The organism is Bifidobacterium sp. MSK.17.10, from assembly GCF_019129655.1.
Taxonomy (GTDB): Bacteria; Actinomycetota; Actinomycetes; order Actinomycetales; family Bifidobacteriaceae; genus Bifidobacterium; species Bifidobacterium adolescentis.
Window position 1 is genome coordinate 1 of the sequence record NZ_JAHOJD010000001.1, and the last position, 25,360, is coordinate 25,360.

At 61.1% G+C, this 25,360-nt stretch carries 22 protein-coding genes; 3 read left to right on the top strand and 19 right to left on the bottom strand.

The annotated features are described in order from the left end of the window. The 12 genes from KSX58_RS00005 to map all read right to left on the bottom strand — a co-directional run. A partial coding sequence (locus KSX58_RS00005; RefSeq protein ID WP_217752012.1) for a transporter substrate-binding domain-containing protein occupies window positions 1-704 on the bottom strand: 704 nt, incomplete at its 3' end. A gap of 110 nt (window positions 705-814) precedes the next feature. Next, window positions 815-1,762, bottom strand: a complete 948-nt coding sequence (locus KSX58_RS00010) for an ABC transporter substrate-binding protein (RefSeq protein WP_003808434.1) — start codon at window positions 1,760-1,762, stop codon at window positions 815-817. Window positions 1,763-1,888: 126 nt separating this feature from the next. After that, entirely contained in the window at window positions 1,889-2,368 is a 480-nt protein-coding gene (gene smpB, locus KSX58_RS00015) for an SsrA-binding protein SmpB (RefSeq protein WP_003808431.1), read from the bottom strand. Window positions 2,369-2,496: 128 nt separating this feature from the next. Then, a complete protein-coding gene (locus KSX58_RS00020) occupies window positions 2,497-3,921 on the bottom strand; it encodes a CHAP domain-containing protein (RefSeq protein ID WP_217736196.1) in 1,425 nt (474 codons plus the stop codon). Window positions 3,922-4,008: 87 nt separating this feature from the next. Beyond that, entirely contained in the window at window positions 4,009-4,932 is a 924-nt protein-coding gene (gene ftsX, locus KSX58_RS00025; protein ID WP_003808425.1) for a permease-like cell division protein FtsX, read from the bottom strand. Continuing rightward, complete coding sequence (gene ftsE, locus KSX58_RS00030) at window positions 4,932-6,170, bottom strand: cell division ATP-binding protein FtsE (RefSeq protein ID WP_042990079.1); 1,239 nt, start codon at window positions 6,168-6,170, stop codon at window positions 4,932-4,934. Before ftsE ends, ftsX begins: the two co-directional genes overlap by 1 nt. 23 nt (window positions 6,171-6,193) lie before the next feature. After that, window positions 6,194-7,324 carry a peptide chain release factor 2 gene (gene prfB, locus KSX58_RS00035; RefSeq protein ID WP_003808420.1) on the bottom strand — a complete coding sequence of 377 codons (1,131 nt, stop codon included), beginning with the start codon at window positions 7,322-7,324 and terminating at the stop codon, window positions 6,194-6,196. Between the two features lie 184 nt (window positions 7,325-7,508). Beyond that, window positions 7,509-7,640, bottom strand: coding sequence for a hypothetical protein (locus KSX58_RS10515; protein ID WP_003808418.1), 132 nt, complete (start codon window positions 7,638-7,640; stop codon window positions 7,509-7,511). 57 nt (window positions 7,641-7,697) lie between these two features. Beyond that, entirely contained in the window at window positions 7,698-8,177 is a 480-nt protein-coding gene (gene rlmH, locus KSX58_RS00040; RefSeq protein WP_033499393.1) for a 23S rRNA (pseudouridine(1915)-N(3))-methyltransferase RlmH, read from the bottom strand. 49 nt (window positions 8,178-8,226) lie between these two features. Then, window positions 8,227-9,219, bottom strand: a complete 993-nt coding sequence (dapD, locus tag KSX58_RS00045; RefSeq protein WP_080863505.1) for a 2,3,4,5-tetrahydropyridine-2,6-dicarboxylate N-succinyltransferase — start codon at window positions 9,217-9,219, stop codon at window positions 8,227-8,229. Between the two features lie 141 nt (window positions 9,220-9,360). Next, window positions 9,361-10,656, bottom strand: coding sequence for a citrate synthase (locus KSX58_RS00050; protein WP_011742919.1), 1,296 nt, complete (start codon window positions 10,654-10,656; stop codon window positions 9,361-9,363). Window positions 10,657-10,796: 140 nt separating this feature from the next. Further along, on the bottom strand, window positions 10,797-11,570 hold the full coding sequence (map, locus tag KSX58_RS00055) for a type I methionyl aminopeptidase (RefSeq protein ID WP_003808410.1): 774 nt from the start codon (window positions 11,568-11,570) through the stop codon (window positions 10,797-10,799). Window positions 11,571-11,700: 130 nt separating this feature from the next. Here map and KSX58_RS00060 point away from each other — a divergent pair, with 130 nt between their 5' ends. Continuing rightward, window positions 11,701-13,791, top strand: a complete 2,091-nt coding sequence (locus tag KSX58_RS00060) for a M13 family metallopeptidase (protein WP_021913637.1) — start codon at window positions 11,701-11,703, stop codon at window positions 13,789-13,791. Window positions 13,792-13,829: 38 nt separating this feature from the next. On the opposite strand, the gene KSX58_RS00065 is transcribed toward KSX58_RS00060, so the two are convergent. Both KSX58_RS00065 and KSX58_RS00070 read right to left on the bottom strand, forming a co-directional pair. Beyond that, on the bottom strand, window positions 13,830-14,408 hold the full coding sequence (locus tag KSX58_RS00065) for a single-stranded DNA-binding protein (protein ID WP_011742916.1): 579 nt from the start codon (window positions 14,406-14,408) through the stop codon (window positions 13,830-13,832). A gap of 393 nt (window positions 14,409-14,801) precedes the next feature. Then, window positions 14,802-16,637: a proline--tRNA ligase gene (locus KSX58_RS00070; RefSeq protein WP_217752013.1), complete on the bottom strand. Its 1,836-nt coding sequence runs from the start codon at window positions 16,635-16,637 to the stop codon at window positions 14,802-14,804. A 162-nt stretch (window positions 16,638-16,799) separates the two neighbouring features. Here KSX58_RS00070 and KSX58_RS00075 point away from each other — a divergent pair, with 162 nt between their 5' ends. Continuing rightward, a complete protein-coding gene (locus KSX58_RS00075; protein WP_217752014.1) occupies window positions 16,800-17,186 on the top strand; it encodes a hypothetical protein in 387 nt (128 codons plus the stop codon). Between the two features lie 14 nt (window positions 17,187-17,200). Here the strand turns inward: KSX58_RS00075 and KSX58_RS00080 are convergent, their stop codons facing one another. The 4 genes from KSX58_RS00080 to KSX58_RS00095 all read right to left on the bottom strand — a co-directional run bounded on the left by KSX58_RS00080 (window position 17,201) and on the right by KSX58_RS00095 (window position 22,234). Next, the gene (locus tag KSX58_RS00080; protein ID WP_085379366.1) at window positions 17,201-18,613 is read right to left on the bottom strand and encodes a PIF1 family DEAD/DEAH box helicase; all 1,413 of its coding nucleotides are present in this window, start codon (window positions 18,611-18,613) and stop codon (window positions 17,201-17,203) included. A 44-nt stretch (window positions 18,614-18,657) separates the two neighbouring features. Continuing rightward, on the bottom strand, window positions 18,658-19,557 hold the full coding sequence (locus KSX58_RS00085; RefSeq protein ID WP_217752015.1) for a Cof-type HAD-IIB family hydrolase: 900 nt from the start codon (window positions 19,555-19,557) through the stop codon (window positions 18,658-18,660). A 27-nt stretch (window positions 19,558-19,584) separates the two neighbouring features. Then, window positions 19,585-20,238, bottom strand: coding sequence for an oligoribonuclease (gene orn, locus KSX58_RS00090; RefSeq protein WP_003808399.1), 654 nt, complete (start codon window positions 20,236-20,238; stop codon window positions 19,585-19,587). Window positions 20,239-20,476: 238 nt separating this feature from the next. Then, on the bottom strand, window positions 20,477-22,234 hold the full coding sequence (locus KSX58_RS00095; protein ID WP_046999151.1) for a glycoside hydrolase family 13 protein: 1,758 nt from the start codon (window positions 22,232-22,234) through the stop codon (window positions 20,477-20,479). Between the two features lie 331 nt (window positions 22,235-22,565). On the opposite strand from KSX58_RS00095, the gene KSX58_RS00100 reads away from it, so the two are divergent. Then, window positions 22,566-23,600 carry a LacI family DNA-binding transcriptional regulator gene (locus KSX58_RS00100; protein WP_033499235.1) on the top strand — a complete coding sequence of 345 codons (1,035 nt, stop codon included), beginning with the start codon at window positions 22,566-22,568 and terminating at the stop codon, window positions 23,598-23,600. A 163-nt stretch (window positions 23,601-23,763) separates the two neighbouring features. Here the strand turns inward: KSX58_RS00100 and guaB are convergent, their stop codons facing one another. Further along, on the bottom strand, window positions 23,764-25,308 hold the full coding sequence (gene guaB / locus KSX58_RS00105; RefSeq protein ID WP_034984214.1) for an IMP dehydrogenase: 1,545 nt from the start codon (window positions 25,306-25,308) through the stop codon (window positions 23,764-23,766). Window positions 25,309-25,360 lie beyond the last annotated feature (52 nt).

Below are 25,360 nucleotides of genomic sequence, written 5' to 3' on the forward strand. Positions count from 1 at the left end.
GCGACCGGCGAATCGGCGTAGAACACGTCGGCCTTGCCGGTGACGACGTTGGTGGTCACATCGGTCTGCAGCTTGTTGGACAGGATCTGGATGTCAAGCTTGTTGTCCGCCTTGCACTGTTCGGCGCCCTTGTTGACTTCCTCCTCCTGTGTGGTGCCGGTCTGCACCGCGATCTTCAATCCGCACAGGTCGGACGTGTCGATCTTGCCTGGGTTGCCCTTCTTGACCACCCACGTGGAACCGGCCTTGAATATGCTGACGAAGTCGACGGCCTTCATGCGTTCCGGGGTAATGGTGAACGACGAGACGCCGATATCGTACTTCGAACCGATTGATGGAATGATCGAATCGAAATTCGACGTCTGCGGATCCGCCTCGAGGCCGAACGTTTTCGCCAACGCCTTGACGATGTCCACGTCGAAGCCGACCGGCGTCTTGCCGTCCGCGGCCAGGAACTCGGCCGGCGCGTACGACGTATCCATGCCGACGGTCAGCTTGCCGTCCTTGGTGACGGAGGACGGCAGCATCTTGGCGATCTTCTCGTCCTTCTTCACGCCGGACACGTCGTAACCGGTGGTCGACGACGAATTCGAATCGTCGGAAGCTTGGGAATCCGTTTTGTCGGAGGTTCCGCAGGCTCCCATCGAGACGACCATCGCCGCGCTCAACGCGAGCGCCGCCCAACCTTTCAGGTTCCTCATCATGGCAAGTCCTCTCTTCAATCCAGCCAAATCAACCAGCCAAACGTGGCTATGGCATAACCTAAGAGCGGATTGCTACGAGCGTATTAACGGACGCAAAAGTTCCGAAACATTCACTCGTTGGTGCCGGGGGTGTTGATCTCCGGCTTGCTGATGGCACCGTCCTGAACACCCCAGTACTTGAGGATCTTCATGTAGGTGCCGTCGTCGATGAGCTTCTGCAGGGCCTTCTGCAGGGCCTCGTCCATCTGCTGGTCGCCCTTCTTGACGACGATGCCTTCCGGGGCGATGCCTTCGGTCTTGCCAAGCGTTTCGAGTTCGCCGTCGGTCTGCGCGATCGCGTAGCCGGCGACCGGCGAATCGGCGTAGAACACGTCGGCCTTGCCGGTGACGACGTTGGTGGTCACATCGGTCTGCAGCTTGCTGGAGATGACGTCCATCTCCGCCTTGCCGTCTGCCTTGCATTGCTTGGCCATCTTGTTGGCGGCGGTCTCCTGCATGGTGGCGGTCTGCACGGCCACCTTCTTGCCGCACAGATCGGACGTGTCGACCTTGTTCGGGTTGCCCTTCTTCACGGCCCATGCGGAGCCGGCGTTGAAGTGGCTGACGAAGTCGACCGCCTCGAGGCGTTCCTTGGTGACGGTGAACGACGAGATGCCGATGTCATACTTGGCGCCGACGGCCGGAATAATCGAATCGAAGTTCGCGGTTTCCGGATCGGCCTCAAGACCGAACACTCCGGCCAGCGCCTTGGCGATGTCCACGTCGAAGCCGACCGGCGTCTTGCCGTCCGCGGCCAGGAATTCGGCCGGCGCGTACGACGTATCCATGCCGATGGTGAGCTTGCCGTCCTTGGTCACATAATCCGGCAGCATTTTGGCGATCGCGTCGTCCTTCTTCACGCCGGAAACATCGTAACCGGTCAGTTCGCTGGACTTCGAACTGGATTTCGACGCCGAGGCGTCGCTGTCGTCGCTGGTGCCGCATGCCGCGCCGGTGGCGAGCATGGCCACGCTCAACATGAACGCGGCGGCGGTTTTCAGGGCTTTTCCTGCTTGCATGTTCCCTCTCCTATGGATTCATATCGGCCTGTTCAGCCGAACCGTATCCTAGCGTAAAGAGGGTGTGTTACAAAAATTTTCCTGAATCGGCGTTCTTTCACTATGTGAAACCGGAATTTTTCCGATTTATCGCACCTGCTTGTTGGCGTATCGCATGGCTCGCAGCGCCTCGCGCTTGTCCTGCTCCTCGCGAAGCGACTGGCGCTTGTCGAATTCCTTCTTGCCTCGGGCGAGCGCGATCTCGACCTTGACGCGGCCGTCTTTGAAATACAGGCTCAGCGGAATGATGGTGAATCCCTTGGCCTGGGTTTGGCGGGCCAGCTTGTCGATCTGCGCCGCATGCAGCAGCAGCTTGCGCTTGCGTTTGGGTGCGTGGTTGTTCCACGTGCCGTTGAGATATTCGGGAATGTTGGCTCCCTCAAGCCACATCTCCCCACGACGGTCGATGGTGATGAACGATTCGGCCAGCGACGCCCGTCCTTCACGAAGCGACTTCACTTCGGTGCCGGTCAACACGAGACCGGCCTCATACTTGTCTTCGATGGCGTAGTCGTGACGCGCCTTCTTGTTCTGCGCGATCGGTTTGGTTCCCTGTTCCTTGGCCATGTCGGACCTCCTTCCCGGTTCTTTCGATCAGTGTATGCAACGCGACTCCGTCGACCATATCACGAAAGCGCGTCGCCCGACGATGCGGACGGCGCGCTTGCCGTGGTTTCATGTCTGGAACGGAACCGTCAGTAGTGGACGTACTGGTAGGCTCCGGCGTTGGAGATCGTCTCCCAAGCCGGGAACGTCGCGAAGCCGGTGCCGCCTTCGGAGATCAGGACCGAACCGTCGGCGTTCACGCGTTCCACGACGGCCACGTGGCCGTACTGCCAGTCGGCGGTCCAATGTCCGCCTACGCTTTGGCCGCGCGCGAACACCATCGCCGCGCCGACATGCGGGGTGTTGTTCACTAGGTATCCGAGTCCACGAGCGGTATTGGCCCAATCGGCGCCGTTGCCCATGTAGGAGCCGACCGGAAGGCTCAGCTGGGAACGCCTCAGGTATGCCCACAGCGTGCACTGGCGGGACGGATACGCGGCACCGCCGACCGTGTTGCCGGTGTTGTGTCCGTAGCAGTATCCGGAACCGGCCGGGCAATTGCCGGGCACCGCATAGTTCATGCCGCCGGCGCCGCCGGAATTGTTATTATTGGGCGTCGGAGCCGGCGCAGGTGCAGGCGCGGGAGCGGGATTGTAGTTCGTGTTGTTGTTCGGACGCGACTGCTGCTGGTTGTTATTGGGGTTGACAGCGGCGTTGTTGGAATTGTTGTACTGGTTGTTCCATGAATCGATCTGCGATTTCATGGAGACGATGTCCGCCGCTTCCTTGGCGCTCTGCGTTGTCAGCTGGCTCTTCTGCGATTCGAGCTTCTCACGTTTCACCGTGCCCTCGTCACGCAGCTTCTGCAGGGCGGTCTGCTTGGCGCTGGCCTCGCTTGCCGCCTGCTGGGCGCTTGCCGCCTGCTGGTCGGCCTGCTCCTTGAGCTGGGTGATCTTCTGTTCGATGGCGCCCAGACGGTCCTTGCGGTTCATCGACGTGTTCAGCTCGTTCGCCGCGTCGGTTGCCGCGTTGGATTCGCTTCGCGTGACCGCGGCCTGCGACTGCATCTTGTTGACGAAATCGTCGGCGGTCGTCGAATCGGTGACAAAATCCAGCACATCCGACGTACTGGAGCCGTGGAAGCTTTCGCGGGCGAGCTGCGCGACGGCGGCCTTGGCGTCATCATAGTCGGAGCCGGTCTGTTTGATCTGCTCCTCAAGGTTCGCCTTGTCCTGCTGGGCCGCTTGCAACCGCTGCGTGGTCGCTTCCGCCAGGCTCTGCGCCTGTTCTGCCGCCTGCTGGGCAGATTCCGCGGCCTCGACCGCCGCAGGAATCTGGTTGTCGTTCAAATCGGCCAACTGCAGAATCGTGTCGGCGAGATCGCTGCTCACGCCGACAAGCTGCGACTTCAGCTTGGCGTGGTTCGACACCTTCGCCTGGTATTCCGACATGCTCACGGCATGCGCCTGCGGAGCCGGCGCGGCGACGACCGCGACGCCGCCGGCGCAGAACATAGCCGAAGCAAGCATCAGTCCAACGATGGGCCGCACCTGTCTCGTCATTTTCCTAGACATGTATTCCCTTCCCGAAATCCACCTATTTCGACATTGTATCCAGCAAACTTCAAATATGCTGAACATCTCGTTCAGTACTCCGCCGGTTTATGCCTTCAGGTACTTCCTCAGCGAGATGCTGGACGCGACGATCGACAGCACGACGGCTCCCACCACAAGGGCCGGTGCAAGCAGCCATACCGTCTTCTGGTTGATCAGAGGCATCCACTGCACGCTCTTCGACAGCCAATCCGTGATGAACAGCTTCACCATGGCGCTCAACGTTCCGCAGGCGAGCAGCGAACCAATCAGCGACGCGAACACGCCTTCCAACACGAACGGCAGGCGGATGGTCCAGTTCGAGGCTCCCACCAGTCGCATGATCTCGGTCTCGTTCTTACGCGAGGCGGCACTCATGCGAATCGTCGTGCCGGTCAGCATGATGGCCACCAGGATCATCACGCCGGCGAGCGCCACGGTGACCGCCGTCGCACGGTTCAGCACCGAGAAGACCGGGTCGAAGATCTTGCGTTGATCCTGCACTTCCTCGACACCGGTGCGGCCGCTCAACACTTCGGATACCACTTGGTATTTGGTCGGGTCCTTCAGTTTCAGACGCAGCGACCCCTGCATGTCGGCGGCGGTGAGCACGCGTCCTTGGTATTCGCCGTTCGGATACTGCTTGAGGAAGGTGTTCTTGTAGAAGTCCTCACGGCTCACATATGTGATTTTGGAGACGATGTTGCCGGCTTCCTCGTTGATCACGTTCTCCAGATCGACGATCTCCTGGTTGGAAGGCGCCTTGCCCGACGAGCAGGACGCCGCCTGGCTGGCACCGTCCGGGCACAGCCATACGACCACTTCGACCTTGTCGTACCATTCGCCCTTCGCGGCGGTGATCTGTGCCTGCATCAGGCCGGACACGCCGATGAACAGGAAGGAGATGAATGTGACCAGCATGACGGAGATGATCATTGAAACATTGCGCTTGAGGCTGTTCCATGTTTCGGAAAGGATGAAACGAAAACGCATCAGTCGTGCTCCTTGGTGTCCTCAGGGTTTTCATCGGACGGTGCCGGCGGGACGGGCGGTTCGGGCGGTGTCGGAGGCTCGGTTTGGGTCGGTGGAACGGGCGGTGCAGGCGGAGCGGACAGCGCCGATGCTTCGTCGGCACCAGTCTCGGAGGCATCATTTTCAGCGGAGGTCTTGGCCTGTTCGTTCCGTTCGGTTTGCTCGGCCTGTTCCTGGTCGGCCATCTGTTCGAGGCTCAGTCCCTTGCCCCAGGTCAAGGTGGTCTCCACTGACGCGAAGGCCTCGCCGTAACGGCCGGTGCGTCCGGAATGCACGGATTTGGCAAGACGGGCGATGCCGTCGTTCCCCTGTCCGTCATGGACGGCAGCGGCGACCACATCCACGGCGTTCACCACGGTTTCGGCGCGCGTCGCGCCTTCCACGTCGACGGTGTCGTCAGGAGCGTTCGTTGAATCGATGGCGTTCTGTCGACGGTATTTCGCGTTCGGGTCGGAAGTGCCCAATGCCTGGTGCGATTTCGACTCGACTTCGGCGTCCGGGAAATACAGCGCGGAATCGTAGGATCCCTGCTGCTCGTCGCGCACGATCTTGCCGGTGTGCAATTCGACCACGCGTTTGCGCATGGAGTTGACGATTTCCTCGTTGTGTGTGGCCATGACGATGGTGGTGCCGGTACGGTTGATGGCGTCCAACACTTCCATGATGCCCAGCGACGTGGTCGGGTCGAGGTTGCCCGTAGGCTCGTCGGCGAGCAGGATCTGAGGATGGTTCACATACGCCCTTGCGATGGCGACGCGTTGCGCTTCGCCGCCGGACAGCTCATGGGGGTAGTTGTTTTCCTTGCCTGTGAGCCCCACCGTCTGCAGTACTTTGGGCACCAGCGATTTGATGGTGGAACGGCTTGTGCCGATCACTTCAAGTGCGAAGGCGACGTTCTCCCATACCGTCTTGTTGTTGAGCAGCTTGTAATCCTGGAAGATAAAGCCGATCTGCCGGCGATAATGCGGCACCTGCCGTGCGGACAGGCGTCGCAGATCGTTGCCGGCGACGCGGATCTCGCCATCCGTGGCTTCCTCCTCGCGAAGCAGCAGGCTCAGCAAGGTGGTCTTGCCGGAACCGGACGCGCCCACAAGAAAGACGAAATCACCTCGATCGATGTCAAGATTGATGTCATCCAATGCGGGACGCGTGCCCTTTGGATAGACTTTGCTCACATGTTCAAGCGAGATCAGCGCCATCGTGTTTTCCCTCCGCCTATCGCTTAGGCTTCTTGTTCCTCGGCTGCCGCGCGACGCTGTTCGTGACGCCAGCGGATGCCGGCTTCGATGAACTCGTCGATGTCGCCGTCGAAGACAGCCTGGGTCTGCGAGGTCTCATACCCCGTGCGCAGGTCCTTGACCATCTGGTACGGATGCAGCACATACGAGCGCATCTGGTCGCCCCAGCTGGCCTTGATGTCTCCGGCGAGCTCCTTCTTCTTCTTGGCTTCCTCCTCGTGGCGCAGCACCAGCAGTCGGGACTGCAGCACGGCCATGGCGGCGGCGCGGTTCTGAATCTGAGAGCGTTCGTCCTGCATGGTCACCACGATGCCGGTCGGGATGTGGGTGATGCGCACCGCGGAATACGTGGTGTTCACGCCCTGTCCGCCAGGACCGGACGAGCAGTAGGTGTCGACGCGGATTTCGGAATCCGGCACGTCGATGTGATCGGTCGCTTCGACCAGCGGCACCACTTCCACGGCGGCGAAGCTGGTCTGACGGCGGCCCTGGTTGTCGAACGGGGAGATACGCACCAGACGGTGGGTGCCACCCTCCACGCTCAGTCGCCCGTATGCGTACGGGGCGTCCACCTGGAACGTGGCCGACTTGATGCCGGCTTCTTCCGCGTAGGAGGTGTCCATGACCTTGGCCTTGTATCCGTTGCGTTCCGCCCAACGCAGGTACATGCGCAGCAGCATCTGCGCGAAATCGGCCGCATCCACGCCGCCGGCGCCGGAACGGATCGTCACCACGGCGGAACGTTCGTCGTATTCGCCGTCAAGCAGCGTCTGGATCTCCATATCGTCGAGATCCTTTTGGATGCTTTCGACTTCGGCCTTCGCCTCGGCCAACGTGTCGGCGTCCTCTTCCTCCTGGCCAAGCTCGACCAGGGTCTCCACGTCCTCGATGCGCTGGTCGGCGGATGCCAGACGCTTGAGCTGCGACTGCACCGCGGACAGCTTGCTGGTCACTTTCTGTGCGTTTTCCGGATCGTCCCACAATCCGGGTTCGGCCGCTTTCACTTCAAGGTCCTTGGCCTCGGCGGTCAGTCGATCGACGTCGAGGGCCTTGGAAATGGACTCGTATTTGGCGCGCGCTTCGCTGATCGCCTCGGAGTAATCAAATTCTGCCATCGTTTACACCATACATTTCTGTTACGTTCCTGACTATTCTGACATGGAGCCGTCCACGGCTCCCGCACAATCCATAAGGTTTTTCCACGTGCCCACATCCATTTCCCACATGGACGGACCGCGAACCTGTCCGCACGCATACGGGAAACCGGGGCCCGTTTCGGATCATACGGGCCCGAAGGCGTCAAAGCCCCGCGTAGATCGCAGGAATGACCAGACTCAGCAGCATCGCCGCGGCGATGACGATGCACACCGTGCGCACCATGGTGCGGCGACGGCGTTCTCGCTGCTCGCGTTCGTCCCTGTAGTCACTCATACGCGCCACTATACCGGCTCGCCCCTACTTAGCGTTTCTTGCGAAACGCCTCGAAAATCACTTGTGGTAAGGTTCTCCGGCGTTGATTTTGTATGCGCGATAGATCTGCTCCAGCAGAATCACCCGCATCAGCTGGTGCGGGAACGTCATTTTGGAAAAGCTCAGCAGGTAGTCGGCTCGTTTGAGGATCGCGGGGTCGAGTCCCAATGAGCCGCCGATGATGAGCTGGATATGGCTGGTGCCGTGGAGTCCGAGGTCGTTGATTTTCGCGGCGAGCTGTTCGCTGGTGAGCTGCTTGCCTTCGATGGCGAGGGCGATGACGAACGCATCGTCACGAATATGTTTGGCGATGCGTTCGCCCTCTTTGGCCTTGATCTGCCGTTCGAGTCCGTCGCTGGCATGCTCCGGTGTCTTCTCGTCGGCCACTTCGACGATGCCGAGCTTGCAATACCGGCCCAGTCGTTTCGAATATTCCGCGATGGCGTCGCGCAGATACTTCTCTTTGACCTTGCCGACGGTGATCAGTGTGATTTTCACGAGTTTCCTCTTGCGGAGAGCGCGGATGACGCTCTCCGCCATTCCGTTTTCAGTTCTTGTGGAGTTTCTCGTTGAGCTCGATGCCGGTCTTGCGGTAGCGCGCCTCGATGCGGCCGGACACGGAGTTGCGGATGAACAGGATGTTGTCCTTGCCGGACAGTTCGGCGCCCTTGACGGTTTCGAGCGGTTCGCCGGCGGCGACCTTGGCCTTGTCGTAGATGGTGACCTTGGTGCCGGCGGTGACGTACAGGCCCGCTTCGACCACGCAGTTGTCTCCCAGGGAGATGCCGATGCCGGCGTTCGCGCCGAGCAGGGAGTGCTTGCCGATGGAGTTCTTGAGCTTGCCGCCGCCGGACAGGGTGCCCATGATGGACGCGCCGCCGCCGATGTCGGAGCCGTTGCCGACCACGACGCCTTGCGAGACGCGGCCTTCGACCATGGAGACGCCGAGGGTGCCCGCATTGAAGTTCACGAAGCCGGCGTGCATGACGGTGGTGCCTTCGGACAGGTGCGCGCCCAGTCGCACGCGGTCGGCGTCGCCGATGCGCACGCCGGTCGGCACGACGTAGTCGACCATACGGGGGAACTTGTCAATCGACAGCACGTTCACATCGACGTGCGGCGCCAACACGGCTCCGGACTGTCGGGTGGCGGCCATCACGTCAAGCTTGCGCAAAGCGAAATCATCGACGGCGAACGGACCGTAGTTGGTCCACACCACGTTGTTGAGCTTGGCGAAGATGCCGTCGAGATTCAACGTGTTCGGCTTGGCCAGACGCATGCTCAGCAGGTGCAGACGCAGATAGGCGTCGGCGGCGTCCTCGATCGGCTCGTCCAGCTTGGACACGGTGAACACGGGCATGCGGCGCACGCCACGCGCGTCGGCCTCGTCATGCGCGATGGCGCCGAAGTTGTGATTCGGACGCGAGGTTTCAGCCGGAGCCTCGCCCAACGTGAGTTCCGGATACCACACGTCAAGGGTGTTGCCGGCCGCATCGATGCTTGCCAGACCCCAACCCCATGCGGTGCGCTGTTCAGTCATGTGTACGCTCCTTTGACCATGCCGGAGCCGTAGACCGGTTCCAGCGATTCGTTAGGTTCTTTCGTTCCTTGAAACACTGTAGCGGCAAGCCATGGCAGGCGCATGCGCACGTCCGAAACCGGAGCCGCGTGTCAATATCGTTCAGTGGCGCTGGTCCATCGGCACGTAATCGCGTTCCGTGTAGCCGGTGTACACCTGGCGCGGACGGCCGATCTTCGTGTTCGGGTCGGCGAGCATCTCACGGTACTGCGCGATCCAGCCGGGGATGCGGCCCAACGCGAACAGCGTGGTGAACATGGACGGATCGAAGCCGATCGCACGGTAGATCAGTCCCGTGTAGAAGTCGACGTTCGGATACAGATGACGAGACACGAAGTAATCGTCGCTCAATGCGATCTGCTCCAGTTCGGTGGCCACGTCGAACAGCGCGCGCTCGTCCGCCGGCAGCTTCAGCGTGTCGGTGCGTTCCATGATCTTCTGCAGATAGGTCTTGGCGATCGCCGCGCGCGGATCGTACGACTTGTACACGCGGTGGCCGAGGCCGGAGATGCGACGCCCGTTGGCCTTCGCGTCCTCCACGAATTCCTTGACGGTTTTGCCGGAGTCGCGGATGGCCTTGAGCTGGCGGAGCACCGCCTCGTTGGCGCCGCCGTGCAGCGGGCCGGACAGCGCGTTGATGCCGGCCGCGACCGCGGAATACAGGTTGGCGTGCGCCGAACCGGCGATGCGCACCACGGACGTGGAGCAGTTCTGCTCGTGGTCGGCATGGATGATGAGCAGACGGCCAAGCGCGTGCACATACAGAGGATCGGATTCGAACGGCTCATACGGCACGGCGAAGCACATGCGCAGGAAATCGTCGACATAGCCACGCGAGTAATCCGGGTACAGCATCGGCTCATCGCGACGGCGGCGGAAGATGTAGCTGACGATGGTGCGCGCCTTGGCCATGATGATGGTCGCCGCTTCGTCCAGCTGGTCGGAATCGTTGATGTCCGTGGTGTCCGGGTAGAACGTGGCGAGCGCGTTGACCGCGGACGCCATCACACTCATCGGATGCGCGGTGCGCGGGAAGGAGCCCATGAACGTACGGAAGTCCTCCCCCACCATCGTGCGGTGGTTGATGTCGGAGATGAAACGGTCGTACTGGTCCTTGTTCGGCAGTTCGCCGTGACGCAGCAGCCAAGCGACTTCAAGGAAGTCGGACTGCTCGCACAGCTGCTCGATCGGATAGCCGCGATAGCGCAGAATCGAGTTCTTGCCGTCGATGTACGTGATTTTCGATTCGCATTGCGCGGTGGTGAGGAAACCGGGGTCGAGTGTGACCCAGCCATCATTGCGCAGCGTGGACACCACGATGCCGTCCGCGCCCGCCGTGGCTTCGACCACCGGCAGGGTGAAGTCCTTGGATTCCACACTCAGATTGGCTGTGGCCATACTCGTTCGCTCCTTACCAGTTCAAAAAGTACCGCCCACTATATGGCATGCGCGTTTCGATATGTGGGTTCCGTCTCAAAACGGGCATGAAAAAACGGGCTGTGCGTAATCGCACAAGCCCGTTTTCATAAGGTTTTGGACTAGTCGCGGACGGTGAGGATCACCGGACCGTTTTCGGTGATGGCGATGGTGTGCTCGCTGTGTGCGCCACGGGAGCCGTCCTCGCTCTTCAGCGTCCAGCCGTCCTTCGGATCCTGGTAGATCTCGTCGGTGGTCTTGAGGAACCACGGTTCGATGGCGATGACCAGGCCCGGACGCAGCTTGTAGCCGTGATGCGCCTTGCCGTCGTTCGGCACGTGCGGATCGCCGTGCATGATATGGCCGACGCCGTGTCCGCCGAACTCCAGGTTGATCGGGTAGCCGTATTCGCGTGCCACGTCGCCGACGGCGCAGGAGACGTCGCCCAGACGATTGCCCGGCTGAGCGGCTTCGATGCCGGCCGCCAAAGCCTCTTCGGTGCACTTGATCAGGCGCAGGTCGTCGGGATGCTGCGTGCCGACGCAGAAGCTGATGGCGGAATCCGCGACCCATCCGTCGACGTTGATCGCCAGATCGAGGCTGACCAGATCGCCGTCCTTCAGGTTGTAGTCGTACGGAACGCCGTGCAGCACGGCGTCGTTCACGGACGTGCAGATGTAGTGCGCGAACGGACCGGTGCCGAAATCAGGCGCATAGTCGACGTAGCAGGACGAGGCGCCCTTGCGGTCCACGATGCGCTTGTGGACGAATTCGTCGATTTCCAACAGATTGGTGCCGACCTTGGTGAATTCCTTCAGGTCGCGCAGGATGCCGCCGACGAAGCGGCCTGCGGGCTTCATCGCTTCAATCTCTTTAGGGGTTTTCAGTTCGATCATGCCTTCAACCCTACTTCGCGGGCCATACACCGGCGAACGATGTTCTCCTTTCTGTATTCCACCTTGCGTTCCACCCGAATATTCGATTCGAATACACGATGTTGTCACCAAAGATGGATAGTGTGAAGCCATGAACAACACTTCGAATTCTTTGGTTTCGGGTATCGATCCGGCATCGTTCTCCGCCGTGACCGGCCCGTCTCAGGACTTGTTCCGCTTCGTCAACGGCCCGTGGGTCGACATGTACCGTCTTCCCGACGACCGTTCCCGGTATGGTTCCTTCGACAAGCTCGCCGAGGATGCGGAAAACCAGATCCGCGACATCCTTGAAGAGGATGATTGCCCAGCCGTCAAGTCGCGCGCTTTGTACCATAGTTTCCTTGACGTCGATGCCATCGACGCGGCCGGACTCGCCGCCATCGAAGACCAGTTGGCTTCCATCGACGAGGCCGAAGACAAGGCCGCGCTCACCCGCGCGCTTGGCGCCATGAACCCGACCGGCGGTCCAGACCTGATCGGCATCGCCGTTTACGGAGATCCGGGAGCGCCGGAGACCAATGTCGTGCACATCGAACAGGACGGTTTGGATCTGCCGGACGAGGCCTACTACAGGGAAGACCATTACGCGCCAATCCGTGAGGCGTATGTCGAGATGGTCGCCAAGCAGCTGAAGAACGCGCATCTTGCGGCCGATGACGAGGATGCCCATGCGCAGGCCAAGCGTTTCCTTGACGTGGAGACGCGCATCGCGGCGAACCATTGGGACAACGTGTCCACGCGCGATTCGGTGAAGACCTATAACCCGACGGATTACGCCGACCTGTGCGCCATGCTCGCCGATGTTGACCTGGACGCTTGGATCGACGCCTGGCAGAACGCTTACGACGCGACCACCGCGGCTGCCGTGCAGCCGTTGGATTTCCGCGGCTGTTTCAGCCACACGATCGTGCATGAGCCAAGCTTCCTCACCGGACTCAACGCGTTCTGGAAGGAAGCGTCGCTGGATGATCTCAAGCTGTGGGCCCGCGTGCATGTGGTGATCGGCTCCACATTGGAGCTTCCCCACGAATTCGACGAAACGAATTTCGACTTCTACGGCAAGACGCTGTCCGGGCAGAAGGAGCAGCGTGTGCGTTGGAAGCGTGGCGTCTCGCTGGTCAACGGCATCTGCGGCGAGGATGTCGGCCGCGAATACGTGAAGCGTCACTTCCCCGAAACCTCCAAGCAGCGTATGGAGCAGCTGGTCGGCAATCTCATCGACGCCTACCGTGTGTCCATCTCCAATTCCACTTGGCTTGGCGACGAGACCAAGGCCAAGGCATTGGAGAAGCTGTCCAAGTTCGTGCCGAAGATCGGCTACACGAACCATTGGCGTGACTATTCCGCGCTGGATGTGCGCGAGGACGCCGGCTTCGCCCAGAACATGCGTGCCGCGAACCTGTATGAGACCGGCTACCAGCTGGCCAAGGTGGGCAAGGCCGTCGACAAGGACGAATGGCTGATGAATCCGCAGACGGTGAACGCCTACTATGAGCCGTCCATGAACGTGATCGTGTTCCCGGCCGCCATTTTGCAGCCGCCGTTCTTCAACCCGGATGCCGAGGATGCCGCGAACTACGGCGGCATCGGCGCGGTGATCGGCCATGAGATCGGCCACGGTTTCGACGACCAGGGCTCGCAATACGACGGCGACGGCAAACTCAACGACTGGTGGACCGAAGAGGACAAGGCCAATTTCAAGGCGCTCACCCAGAAGCTCATCGACCAGTACAACGAGTTCGTGCCGACGCAGCTCGCCGAAAAGTATTCGGATGACCCGTCGAAGGCCCCTCATGTGAACGGCGCGTTGACCATCGGCGAGAACATCGGCGATTTGAGCGGTGTGAACATCGCTCTCAAGGCCTATGCGTTCGCTCTCGATGAAGCGGCCGGCCGCGGCAAGGATGGTTCCACGGAAGCCATCGAAGCCGCGCTTGCCGATGCTCCTGAAATCGACGGCTTCACCGGCCTGCAGCGTTTCTTCCTGAGCTACGCTTCGATTTGGCGCACTAAGAATCGCGACGAGTTGGCGGAGCAGTATCTGCAGATCGACCCGCACTCCCCCGCCGAATGCCGTACGAACGGCATCGCCCGTAATGTGGACCTGTTCCACAAGGCGTTTGGCGTGCAGCCCGGCGACGGCATGTGGCTCGCACCGGAGCAACGCGTGCGCATCTGGTAACAGGCCATGCCAGCGATCGCATAAGCGTCAGGCAATCGTCAGAAGCCATCGCCGCCGAATTCCTCACGTAGGGGTTCGGCGGCGTTGCTATCCGTACCGGCCTGCGAGCCGCCTTGCTCGTCAACGCCGGAACTCTGCCCGTCCATCGCATTGACTGAAGTTTCGCCCCGCTGTTGGGCGGCTTGCACATATGGATCACGTCCTAAAGCCTGTCCAGGCTGCGCGTCTTGCTGGCCGGAATCGTTTTTCTTGGCGAGTTTGCGGAAGGTGGAGACACCGTAGCTCAAATCATGCCCCGCCGCATTCGCTTCCATGACGAGTTTCGACTGTTGCTTGCCGTTCTGGTCCACCCAGCTTTCCGCCGCCAGCACGCCGGTCACGATGACCGGTTCGCCTTTTTTGAACGATTGGCAGATGCTTTCGGAAAGGCCTCGATATGCCTTCACCGTGATCCATGTGGTGGGCAGGTCCTTCCACTGTTGCGTTCGGCCATCGAAATAATGTCTGGTGCTGGCCAGCCGGAATGAGCTGGCATGCGGCATGCCTTCCCGATTGAATTGCGTGGGCTGGCCGCCCACATATCCCGTGATGGTGAGGAGACCCTGCTGCTGCGCCATGTTTGGCCCTTTCTGTTTGACGAATGATGGACCGCGGAAAGCGCCGTTGACGGCACGGAAGCGACAGGCAGTGAGGTGGATTTATGGTGAGAGAGGGTAAACTGCATGCCCTTCCCGCATCTTCACGTTTCCGCGGTAAGACCACTATCGCCGAACGTTCCATCCGTCTGCAAGCCCAACCGGAGAATGTGGATAACTTGAGATCGTCGGGCGAGTCGTGGATTGTCGGTGGATAATTTCGACTTATCCACCGACATCCACAATCCTCATGTGCGTGAGATGCGCACGGTATTCCCCATGAAAAACAAAAAACGGAAGACCACCTGCTTGATGGTCTTCCGTTGCCGTATGTCGTTCGTCGGATCAAACCGACGCGCTACGGATTGCCGTATGTCACTTGAGCAGTGCAGCGACGCGGTCCGCGATCGCCTGCGCGGCGTCCGCGACCGGCACCGCTTCGGCGTTCTCACCGTTGCGGTCGCGCACTTCGATGGTGCCGTTGTTGACGGTGTCGCGGCCGGCGACGGCGATGATCGGCACGCCGATGAGTTCGGCGTCCTTGAACTTGACGCCCGGAGACACCTTCTTGCGGTCGTCGAAGATGACTTCGATGCCCTTGGCCTCAAGCTCACCGATCAGCTGTTCTGCGGCTTCGAACGCGGCCGCATCCTTGCCGGTGGCCACGACGTGCACCTGTGCCGGCGCGATGACTGCCGGCCACGCCAGACCCTTCTCGTCGTGATGGGTTTCGGCGATGCAGGCCATCACACGGGAGACGCCGATGCCGTAGGAGCCCATCCACACCGGAACGGTCTTGCCGTTCTGGTCGAGCACCTTCAGGCCGAGCGCGTTGGAATACTTGAGGCCCAGCTGGAACACCTGGCCGATTTCCACGCCGCGCTCGAAGCTCAGCGGGCCGGAACCGTCCGGGCTCATGTCGCCATGACGTACCTGCACGGCTTCGACGGTGCCGTCGGCCTCGAAATCGCGGCCGTACACCAAATCGTAGTAATCCACGTCCTGCTCGTCGGCGCCGGTGAACCATGCGGAACCGCGTGCCACGTGCGCGTCGATCAGGTAGCGCAGCGCGTCACCGGTCTCGGACGCGTTCTCGGCCTTCTTTCCGTCGTGTGCCTGCGGGCCAAGCGCCATCGGTCCGATGTAGCCCTTGACGAGTTCCGGATGCTTCTTCAGATCCTCGTCGGTGGCTTCCTCGATCTCGGCCGGGGTGAACTGCGCCTCAAGACGCTTCATGTCGACGGTACGGTCGCCCGGAACGCCTACGACCACGAGCTCGCGCCACGGCTCGTCGTGGTCTTCGTCCTGCGGATGCATGACGGCGATGACGACGTTCTTCAGAATGTCGGAAGCCTGCCAATCGCGGCCGTCGGAACGAGGATGGTTGGCGTTGGCGAATTCGACCATCTTGTCGATGGTGGCCGCGTCCGGGGTCGGGCGCTTTTCGGCTGCCGGCGTTGCGGTAAAGTCGATGGCTTCCGGTTCCGGAGTGGTCAGCGCCTCGACGTTCCAGGCCTTGCCGGACGGCGACTGGGCGAAGGTGTCCTCGCCGATCTCCATCGGAGCCAGGAACTCCTCGGATTCGAAGCCGCCCATCGGGCCGGCCATGGCGTGCACCGGCACGTACTTCAGGTCGAGACGGTTGAAGATGCGCTCGTATGCGCCGCGCTCGTCCATGTATGCCTTGACGAGGCCTTCCTTGTCGAGGGTGAAGGAGTAGGCGTCCTTCATGATGAACTCGCGGCCGCGGATCAGGCCGGCGCGCGGACGGAACTCGTCGCGGTACTTGGTCTGGATCTGGTAGAGGGTCACCGGCAGGTCCTTGTAGGAGGAGTACAGGTCCTTGACCAGCAGGGTGAACATTTCCTCATGGGTCGGGGCCAGCAGGTAGTCGGCCTCGTGGCGGTCCTTCAGACGGAAGATGTTGTCGCCGTATTCCTCCCAGCGGTGGGTGGCCTCATACGGCTCGCGCGGCAGTAGTCCGGAGAAGTGGACTTCCTGGGCGTCGATGGACGCCATCTCCTCGCGGATGATGTTCTCGATCTTGTTCAGGACATTGAGGCCCAGCGGCAGCCAGGTCCAGATGCCCGGAGCGGCCTTGCGCAGGTAGCAGGCGCGCTGCAGCAGCTTGTCCGACACGACGTCGGCATCGGCGGGGTCCTCGCGCAGGGTGCGCAGGAACATGGTAGACATACGAAGTGCTTTGGTCATACGTTCCAAATTACTCAGGTAAGCCGACTTGGATGCGCCACACGTCCTCGAATCGCACACCAATACGCGAAAAACGTTATTTATAGAGTTATAAATAAGTCTAAAGCCGTTTCTATGATACTGGAATCAGCACCATATCGCTTCATAAGGAAAGGACGCAGCATGCGTCACGTCACCGCGCACATTTCGATTTGGAACAAACTCGGCTGGATCGGCATCATCTGCTATTTCGTCTTCGCGGCGGCAGCGCCGGAAGTGCTGGCCGAAGGCAACCAATGGATCGGCCTGTGCCTGGCCGTATTGTGCGTCACGTTGATTTCCCTGCCATGGAAGAAGCCGTTCAATGCGATTGCGCTGGCCGGCATGGTGATATGGATCATCGTCACGCGGGCGATTCCAGGTCTTGAGTTCCTGCAGCGCAACCCGCTTTGGTTGCCCGTCGGACTGGCCTGCGTGATCGCCAGCTGTTGGGACCCCGATCCGGAAAGCGTCGAGGACGAAGTTGAGCTCGACCCGGATCTTGCGCGTTCCCTGCAGGCGATGGGCTGATATTTAGCAGCGGGTCAGAACAGCACGTCCTGCGCGAATTCGTCATCCTCACCGGCCGGTTGCGGCATGCGGGCGCGGAATGCTCCGACACCGTCGGAGGCAAGCGTATCGGCGGCCTGCGCCGACTCCAATCGCAATTGTCCATCAAGACGGACCGCGTCCGGTGAGACCAGGAACATGCGCTCGTTGACGCCTTGCAGATACAGGCCGTCGAGCCCTTCCACTCGCGACAGCGCCACGTATCCCATGCCCGGCGCGAATGTGCGTCGCAAATCCATGACGGCACGATCGAGTGTCATGCCTTGCGATTTGTGGATGGTGATGGCCCACGCGCAGCGCAACGGCACCTGTTTGACCGTGGCGAGCACGGTATCGCCGTCCTGCATCTGCCAGGAATTCGGCTTCATGGTGACGATGTTGCCGTTTTCGAATTCGACGATCGGCCAGCCGCCCTGCGATTGCGTGGTGAATCCACGCACGGTGCCGAGCGACCCGTTGACGTACTGGTGGTCGGTGTCGTTGCGCACCGCCATCACGGCCGCGCCCGTCTTGAGACACAACCGTTCGGGGGCCAGCATGTTCTTTTTGAGCCGTTCCACCAGATTCGCCGCGCCCTCGGATTCGGCGAGGTATTCGTGCGGCTCCTCCTTGATTTCGAACAGGCGCAGGTCATTAAGCGCGTCGGCCTGCCTGTTGACGGGGAACAGGTTCACCGCCTGCTGCCCGGGTTCCGGAATGGCCCCCAACCGGGTCAGCAGCACATTGCGGTCGCCATCGTCCACCGCGCCTTCGCGAATGTCGGTCAGCACGTTCAACAGCTGGCCGTCATCCTGACGATGCTGTTCGGTCAGATAGCAGACAACAGGGTTCAATTCGCGCCACACCAACGATTCGGTGACGAAACCTTCGGGATTGAGTCCGGCGCGCATGTACCGCTCGCGACTGGCCAGATATTCGGCGGACGGCGCGATCAGGTCGTTGTTGCGTCCCGATACCGAAACCGGCGGCAGCTGGAAAAAATCGCCGGACAACACCACCTGCAGCCCGCCGAACGGACGTTCGTCGCGGCGGATGATGCGGCAGATCCGGTCAACCATGTCGAACAGCCACGCGTGCAGCATGGAGACCTCGTCGATGATGAGGATGTCGGCTTCCCGCAGCTTGCGTTTGCGGCGTGTGCGAACGGTTTTGACCAGATTGTCGGTCAATGCCGTGGCCAAGCCGATGCCGCTCCAGGAATGGATGGTGGTGCCGTTGATATGCGTGGCAGCGATGCCCGTGGATGCGGTGACGGCCACGGATGCGCCGTCGGCACGCGCCTGCCGTATGAATTCGTTGAGCACGTAGGTTTTGCCGGCACCGGGCGCGCCCGTCAGGAACACGCTTGCGCCGGAACCCAGAATCGCAAGCGCCTCGGATTGCCTCATTACGCCACCTTCTTTACGTCACCGCGCCCCATGCAACGAAATCGTCAGGCAACCAGCCTGTCCACAACCTTGAGCACACCGCGCTCGACGTTCGACGGTGCGATGTAGCGCGCGGCGGCCTTCAAATCGGGGTGTGCGTTGCCCATGGCGAACGACCAGTCGCCCGCCTCAAGCATGAGCAGATCGTTGAGGTAGTCGCCGAACACCGCCGTCTGCGCGGGTGTGACGCCGAGCACGCGCTGCAACGCCTCGACGCCCTGCTTTTTGTCGGTTTCGATGTTCATGATGTCCACCCACAGTTTGCCGGAGACGACCACCTGGTAGTCCGCGCGCAGATGTGTGAGCTTTTCGTTGGTGAATCGTTCGGAGCCGTCAAGGTCGAGGATCGCGAGTTTCAGAACGATTTCGGCGTCGCCGTCAGGGGTGTAGGCGGACGGTTCCTGCGCGAAGTCGAGCACTTCGTGCAGATCGTCCACGATGCTCAGCGCCGCGTAGTATTTGCCGACTTCATCGAGGAACGGCTTGTCGGAACGCTGCACGTATGCCGATTTGAGGCCACACACCACCAGTCCCACGTTATGCTCGCCGGAGGCAGCGGCGTCGTCGACCAGGTCGATGACGTGACGCGTGACGTCCAAATCGACGCCATGCACTTCCACGACTTTGCCGTCGAGCGCCACCACATTGCCGTTTTCCGCGATATAGGACAGTTCTCCCCCGTCGAGAATCTCCGCGGCTTTGCCGGCGAACATGTTGCGCAGCGTGGCGTATTGGCGTCCGGACGCGGGCACGAATTCGACGCCACGGCGTTTGAGCCGGGCGAGCATGGGCCAGAATCCGTCGGGGATTCGGCTTCGTTCGTCAAGTAACGTGCCGTCCATGTCGGCGACCACAAGGCGGATATCCTGCGGTTGGCCGATGGTGGTCCAATCAGCTGCGGTCATGCGGTTCCTCTCGCTGGAGTCGTGCTGTCAGTCCTTGTTGAGCAGGCTGGTTTCCTGGATTTCAGAGGCGATGGCCTTCGCCTCCGCTTCGCTCGGACCGGGCACCGGGGCCATGAACGCCTTGCGGTAGTAACGCAGTTCGTCGAGCGATTCGATGATGTCGGCGAGCGCGCGGTGGCCGCCGTTCTTCGGCGGACGGTTGAGGTAGACGGCCGGATACCAGCGGCGGGCGAGTTCCTTGAAGGTGCTCACGTCGATGGTGCGGTAGTGCAGGTTCTCCATGAGTTCCGGCATGTAGTGGTCAAGGAACTTCTTGTCGGAGCCGATGGTGTTGCCGGCGAGCAGCGGCTTGACGCCGGCCGGAGTGAATTTCCTGACGTATTCGATGACCTTGGCTTGCGCTTCGTCGAGGCTCAGACCGTGTTCCCATTCGTTGATCAGGCCGGAACGGGTGTGCATGGCGCGCACGAAGTCATTCATGTGGTCGACAGCCTTCTGACTGGGCTTGATCACATAGTCGACACCTTCGTCGAGCACGTTCAGGTCGAAGTCGGTCGGCACCACGGAAACCTCGACGAGCTCGTCGCCGCCGAAGATATCCAGGCCGGTCATCTCGCAGTCGATCCAGATCAGACGTGAGCCTTCGGACGTGTATGTTTCGCCATCGTGTGCATCTACCATCGTTGCCTCTTTCGATTGGTCCGCGGTCGCGCCCTCTGCGCAGGCCGAACATATGAAGATACCGCAGGGTAGGTACGTCGGACCGTCATTGTTGGAAAACGGTCGTTGGAAACAGGAAAGCCGTCCGCGCCCAAATGGAGGGACGCGGACGGCTGGAGCGCGCTGCCGGTTCGATGGTTCAGCGCACGAGTGCGGTATCCGGCACGGACACCCTCAGATCGGGGCATCCTGCGTGCGGTCAATCGGCCAGTTTGAGCCAAGCGCTGGTATCTTGCGGCAGCTTGCCATCGTCGGTAAGCGGTCCTGATGTCAGCAGCACTTCGCCTTGCGGCAACGTGATCGGTTCTTCGCCGAAGTTGGTGATCGAGGCCCAGCCGTTGGCACGGCGGTACGCGATGGTGCCACCCGGGAAACCGTTGGCGCCGTCATGCGCCTTGCCGGGCTGGTCTTCCGGAAGCCATTCGAGACTCAGGTCGGTGGTCTGCAACTCATGTCGCAATGCCAGCACGCGGCGGTACAGGTTCAGCATGGAATCCGGGTCGGCCGATTCGACATCGACCGCGAAATCCTTGTACCACTTGGGTTGCGGCAGATGCGGCTCGGCCTTCGCGTCTGCCGGCGAGAATCCGAAGGAGCCGCCATGGCCGAACTCATCGTTCGGATCGTCCAGCTGCGGAGCGTCGGCCGCAACCCACGGCAGCGGCACACGGCAGCCGTCACGGCCTTTGGTGCTGGCGGAACGGGAGGTGCGCCATGCGGACGGATCCTCCAGCTCATCCCACGGAATGTCGGCCACTTCGAACAGGCCGAGTTCCTCGCCTTGATACACGTAGGCGGAGCCGGGCAGCGCCATCTCCATCATGATCGCGGCGCGGGCGCGCTTGGTGCCGAGCGCGCGGTCCTCCCGGTATGTGGTGCCGTCGCGCAGCAGCCAGTCGAGCGGCAGTCGATGGTATTCGCCGGTCGGCACCTGGGGCAGCGCGTAGCGGGTGGCATGGCGGACCACGTCATGGTTGCTCATCACCCAAGTGGCGGTGGAACCGGACCGTTCGGCGCTTTCCAGACCTTCCTCGATGGCGAGGTGCATGTCGTCGCGGATCCAATCCTTCTTGGCGAACTCGAAGTTGAAGATCTGGCCGAGATCGTCCGGGGAGGCGTACAGATGCTGGCGGCTTGGTCGGACCCACGCCTCAGCCACGGCGAACGCCGGCGGATCGTACTCGTTGAACACCTTGCGCCACTCGTGGTAGATGTCGTGCACTTCGTCGCGGTCGATCACCGGATGGGAGCCGTCTTCGGGCTGATCGTTGGTGCACCAGACCACATAATCGTCCAGATCATCGCGGTCGAGATCCTTGGCCAGGCCGTGCGCCACGTCCACGCGGAAGCCGTCGGCACCGTGGTCAAGCCAGAAACGCAGGGTTTTGATGAAATCGGCGCGCACGTCCTCGTTTTTCCAGTTCCAGTCCGGCTGTTCCTTGGTGAACATGTGCAGATACCATTGGCCGTCGGGCACGCGCGTCCATGCAGGGCCGCCGAAGTGGTTCTGCCAGTTGGTCGGCGGCTCGTCGCCGTTCGGTCCCTTGCCGTCGCGGAAGATGTAGCGGTCGCGTTCCAGCGAGCCGGGTTTCGCGGCCAACGCGGCCTTGAACCATTCGTGCAGGTTGGAGCTGTGGTTCGGCACGATGTCCACGACGATTTTGATGCCGTCGGCATGCGCGGCTTTGGCGAGCGCGTCGAAATCGTCCATGGTGCCGAGTTTCGGATCGACGTTGCGGTAGTCGTCCACGTCATAGCCGCCGTCGGCCAGCTGGGACGGGTAGAACGGGCTCAGCCAGATGGCGTCGACGCCCAGTTCCTTCAGATACCCGATTTTCTCGGTGACGCCGGCGATCTGGCCGAGGCCCTCGCCGCGGGAATCCTTGAAGGAACGTGGATACACCTGGTAGACCACGGCCTGCTTCCACCACAGCGACGGATCGTTGACTTCGGTCATGTTGTCCCCTTTCATACAAACGCTTGTGCACCGTGCGCACGTATCACAACTCCGTACGTAGAACGATTTTCGTTGATTTTCCTACGATGGTTATGTTGTGTTGTGTAGCTTCGTTGCTGTTATCGCATTGCTTGACATAATCAATAATAACGCTTGTGCAAAAAAGCGCAAACCACAGGAGGCAGAACAAGGTGGCAGCACTTCAAAAAGCAAGCAATAACAACACCTGAAGCCATGCAAGCGTTTTTACAAAAGCAGCGTGTCGTGATAGAGTGAAGCAGTCGCGGGCAACCGACCGCCCGCATAGTCCACCCTAAGGAGCCATCCGACCATGCCACGAACCACCATCGCAGACGTAGCCCAGGCAGCCGGAGTGTCCGTCTCCACCGTGTCCCGCGCGCTTCGCGGGCTCGACAGGGTCAGTCCCGAAACCAGGGAACGCATCGAGCAGGAGGCGAAGCGCCTGCATTTCTCCTTTTCGAAAAGCGCGTCGTCCCTGGCGTCCGGCAAAACCATGCGAGTCGCCGTGCTGCTGCCGAACGAAATCAGCAGCTGGTTCAACGCCCACGCCTTCGAAGGCATTTACGAGGTGATGTCGAAGGCCGGATACGACATCGTTCCTTACATCGTGTGGACGCAGGACGATTTGGATGCGTTTTTCCAAAATCTTCCGGGCAACCGCAACGTCGACGCGGTCATCGAGGCGTCATTTGACTTCGACGAGGCGAAGAAGCAGGTGCTTGGCGATCTGACCATTCCGGTGGTCGGCATGAACGCGCCGAGCACGCACGGTCTCGACGCCGGCGTCGCCATCGACGACGAGGCTTCCATGGCGACGATTGTACGGTTCCTCAAATCGTTAGGGCATAAGACGCTCGCCTACATCGAACAGCCCATCAACACCACGCCGTTCGTCTGCTCCGACAGGCTGCGCAAGAAGGGATTCAGCGAAGCCTCACAAGCTTGCGGTTACGCGGATGAAGACATCATCGTCATGCCGTCACTATCCCATATCGATGCTCGCAGCGAGCAGGACATCTATTCCGGCATCGTCGCGCAGCTGCTCAGCGCTCCAAAGCAGCCGACCGCCATCTGCGTCTCCGTCGACGCCGTGGCCGCTCCCCTGCTGAAGGAGCTGCGGCGCATGGGATGGCGCGTGCCACAGGACGTGTCGCTGGTCGGATTCGATGATGACGACACCGCCACCGCATTGGATCTGACCACCATGCATCAGGATCCGGCGGAAATCGGCCGTATCGCTGCACGTAAGACGCTTGCGCTGCTCAATGGCGAGACGCTTGACGAGCCGTTCACCGTCATGCCGACGTCGCTGGTGCTGCGTGGCACCACGGAACGCGTAAGTTGACGTTCATACGGTGCCATCGACATGGCTCAATTAACTAAACGTCACTAGACCAATGGCTGTCGAAAACGCACGAAACCCGTCCAGCGGCATTCCTGCCACCGGACGGGTTTCGTATTATCTAGCGTTTAGTCGCGTCGTATGCGTTTCGCGCGGTATTCGCCAATCACTGACGGCCGGAGTAGTTCGGCGCCTCGGCGGTCATGACGATGTCGTGCGGATGGGATTCGCGCAGGCCAGCGTCGGTGATGCGGATGAAGCGGCCACGTTCCGGCATTTCGGAGATGTTGTGCGCGCCAATGTAGAACATGGACTGGTGCAGGCCGCCGATCATCTGGTACAGCACGGCGTTGAGCGGTCCGCGGTACGGCACTTCGCCTTCGACACCTTCCGGAACGACCTTGTCGTTGGAGGTGACGTCGGCCTGGAAGTAACGGTCCTTGGAGTAGGACTTCTTGCCACGCGGAGCCATGGCGCCCAGGGAGCCCATGCCACGGTACAGTTTGTACTGCTTGCCGTGCAGGAGCACCTTCTCGCCCGGAGCTTCCTCGCAGCCCGCGAGGGTGCCGCCGAGCATCACGGAGGATGCGCCGGCCACGAGGGCCTTGGCGATGTCGCCGGAGTAGTGGATGCCACCGTCGGCGATGCACGGCACGCCAGCGGCGCGGCAGGCCTGGGCGGCCTCGTACACGGCGGTGAGCTGCGGGACGCCGACACCGGCGACCACGCGGGTGGTGCAGATGGAGCCCGGGCCGACGCCGACCTTGACGGCGTCGACGCCGGCGTCGATCATGGCCTGCGCACCCTGGCGGGTGGCGACGTTGCCGCCGATGATGTCCACGCCATTGAACGCGGAATCGGACTTCAGGCGGCGAATCATGTCGAGAGCCAGCTTGGCCTCACCGTTGGCGGTGTCGACCACGAGCACGTCCACGCCGGCTTCCATCAGAGCGGAAGCACGGTTGTAGGCGTCGCCCAGGAAGCCGATGCCTGCGGCGACGCGCAGACGGCCCTGCTCATCCTTGGTGGCGTCCGGATACTGTTCGGTCTTGACGAAATCCTTGACGGTGATCAGACCGGTCAGGCGGCCTTCGGAATCGACCAGAGGCAGCTTCTCGACCTTGTGCTTGGCCAGCAGGTCGTGCGCGTCTTCCTTGGAGATGTCGGACGGACCGGTGATGAGGTTCTCGCGGGTCATGACCTCGGAGACCTTCAAACGGTCGTAATCCTCGGAAGCGATGAAACGCATGTCACGGTTGGTGATGATACCGACGAGCTTGCTGTCCTTGTCCACGACCGGCAGGCCGGAGATGTGGAAACGGCCGCACAGCTTGTCGAGGTCGGCGAGGGTCACGTCCGGGCTCACGGTGAGCGGATCGCTGATCATGCCGGATTCGGAACGCTTGACGATGTCGACCTGGGCGGCCTGGTCGTCGATGGAAAGGTTGCGGTGCAGCACGCCGATGCCGCCGTTGCGAGCCATGGCGATGGCCATGTCGGATTCGGTGACGGTGTCCATCGCGGCGGAGATCGCCGGGACCTTCATCGTGATGTTGCGTGTGAGATGGGTGGTGGTGTCCACTTCGGACGGAATGACGTCCGTCTCGTTCGGCAGCAGCAGCACATCGTCATAGGCGAGGCCAAGCTGGGCGAAAATCGGAGGGAGTGGGGCGAACGTGGAATCTGCATTCATATCAGGAATTGTAGCCATAGACCCACTATATGAACGTGGGCTGACTTACTGCGACACGGCGCGAAAAGCC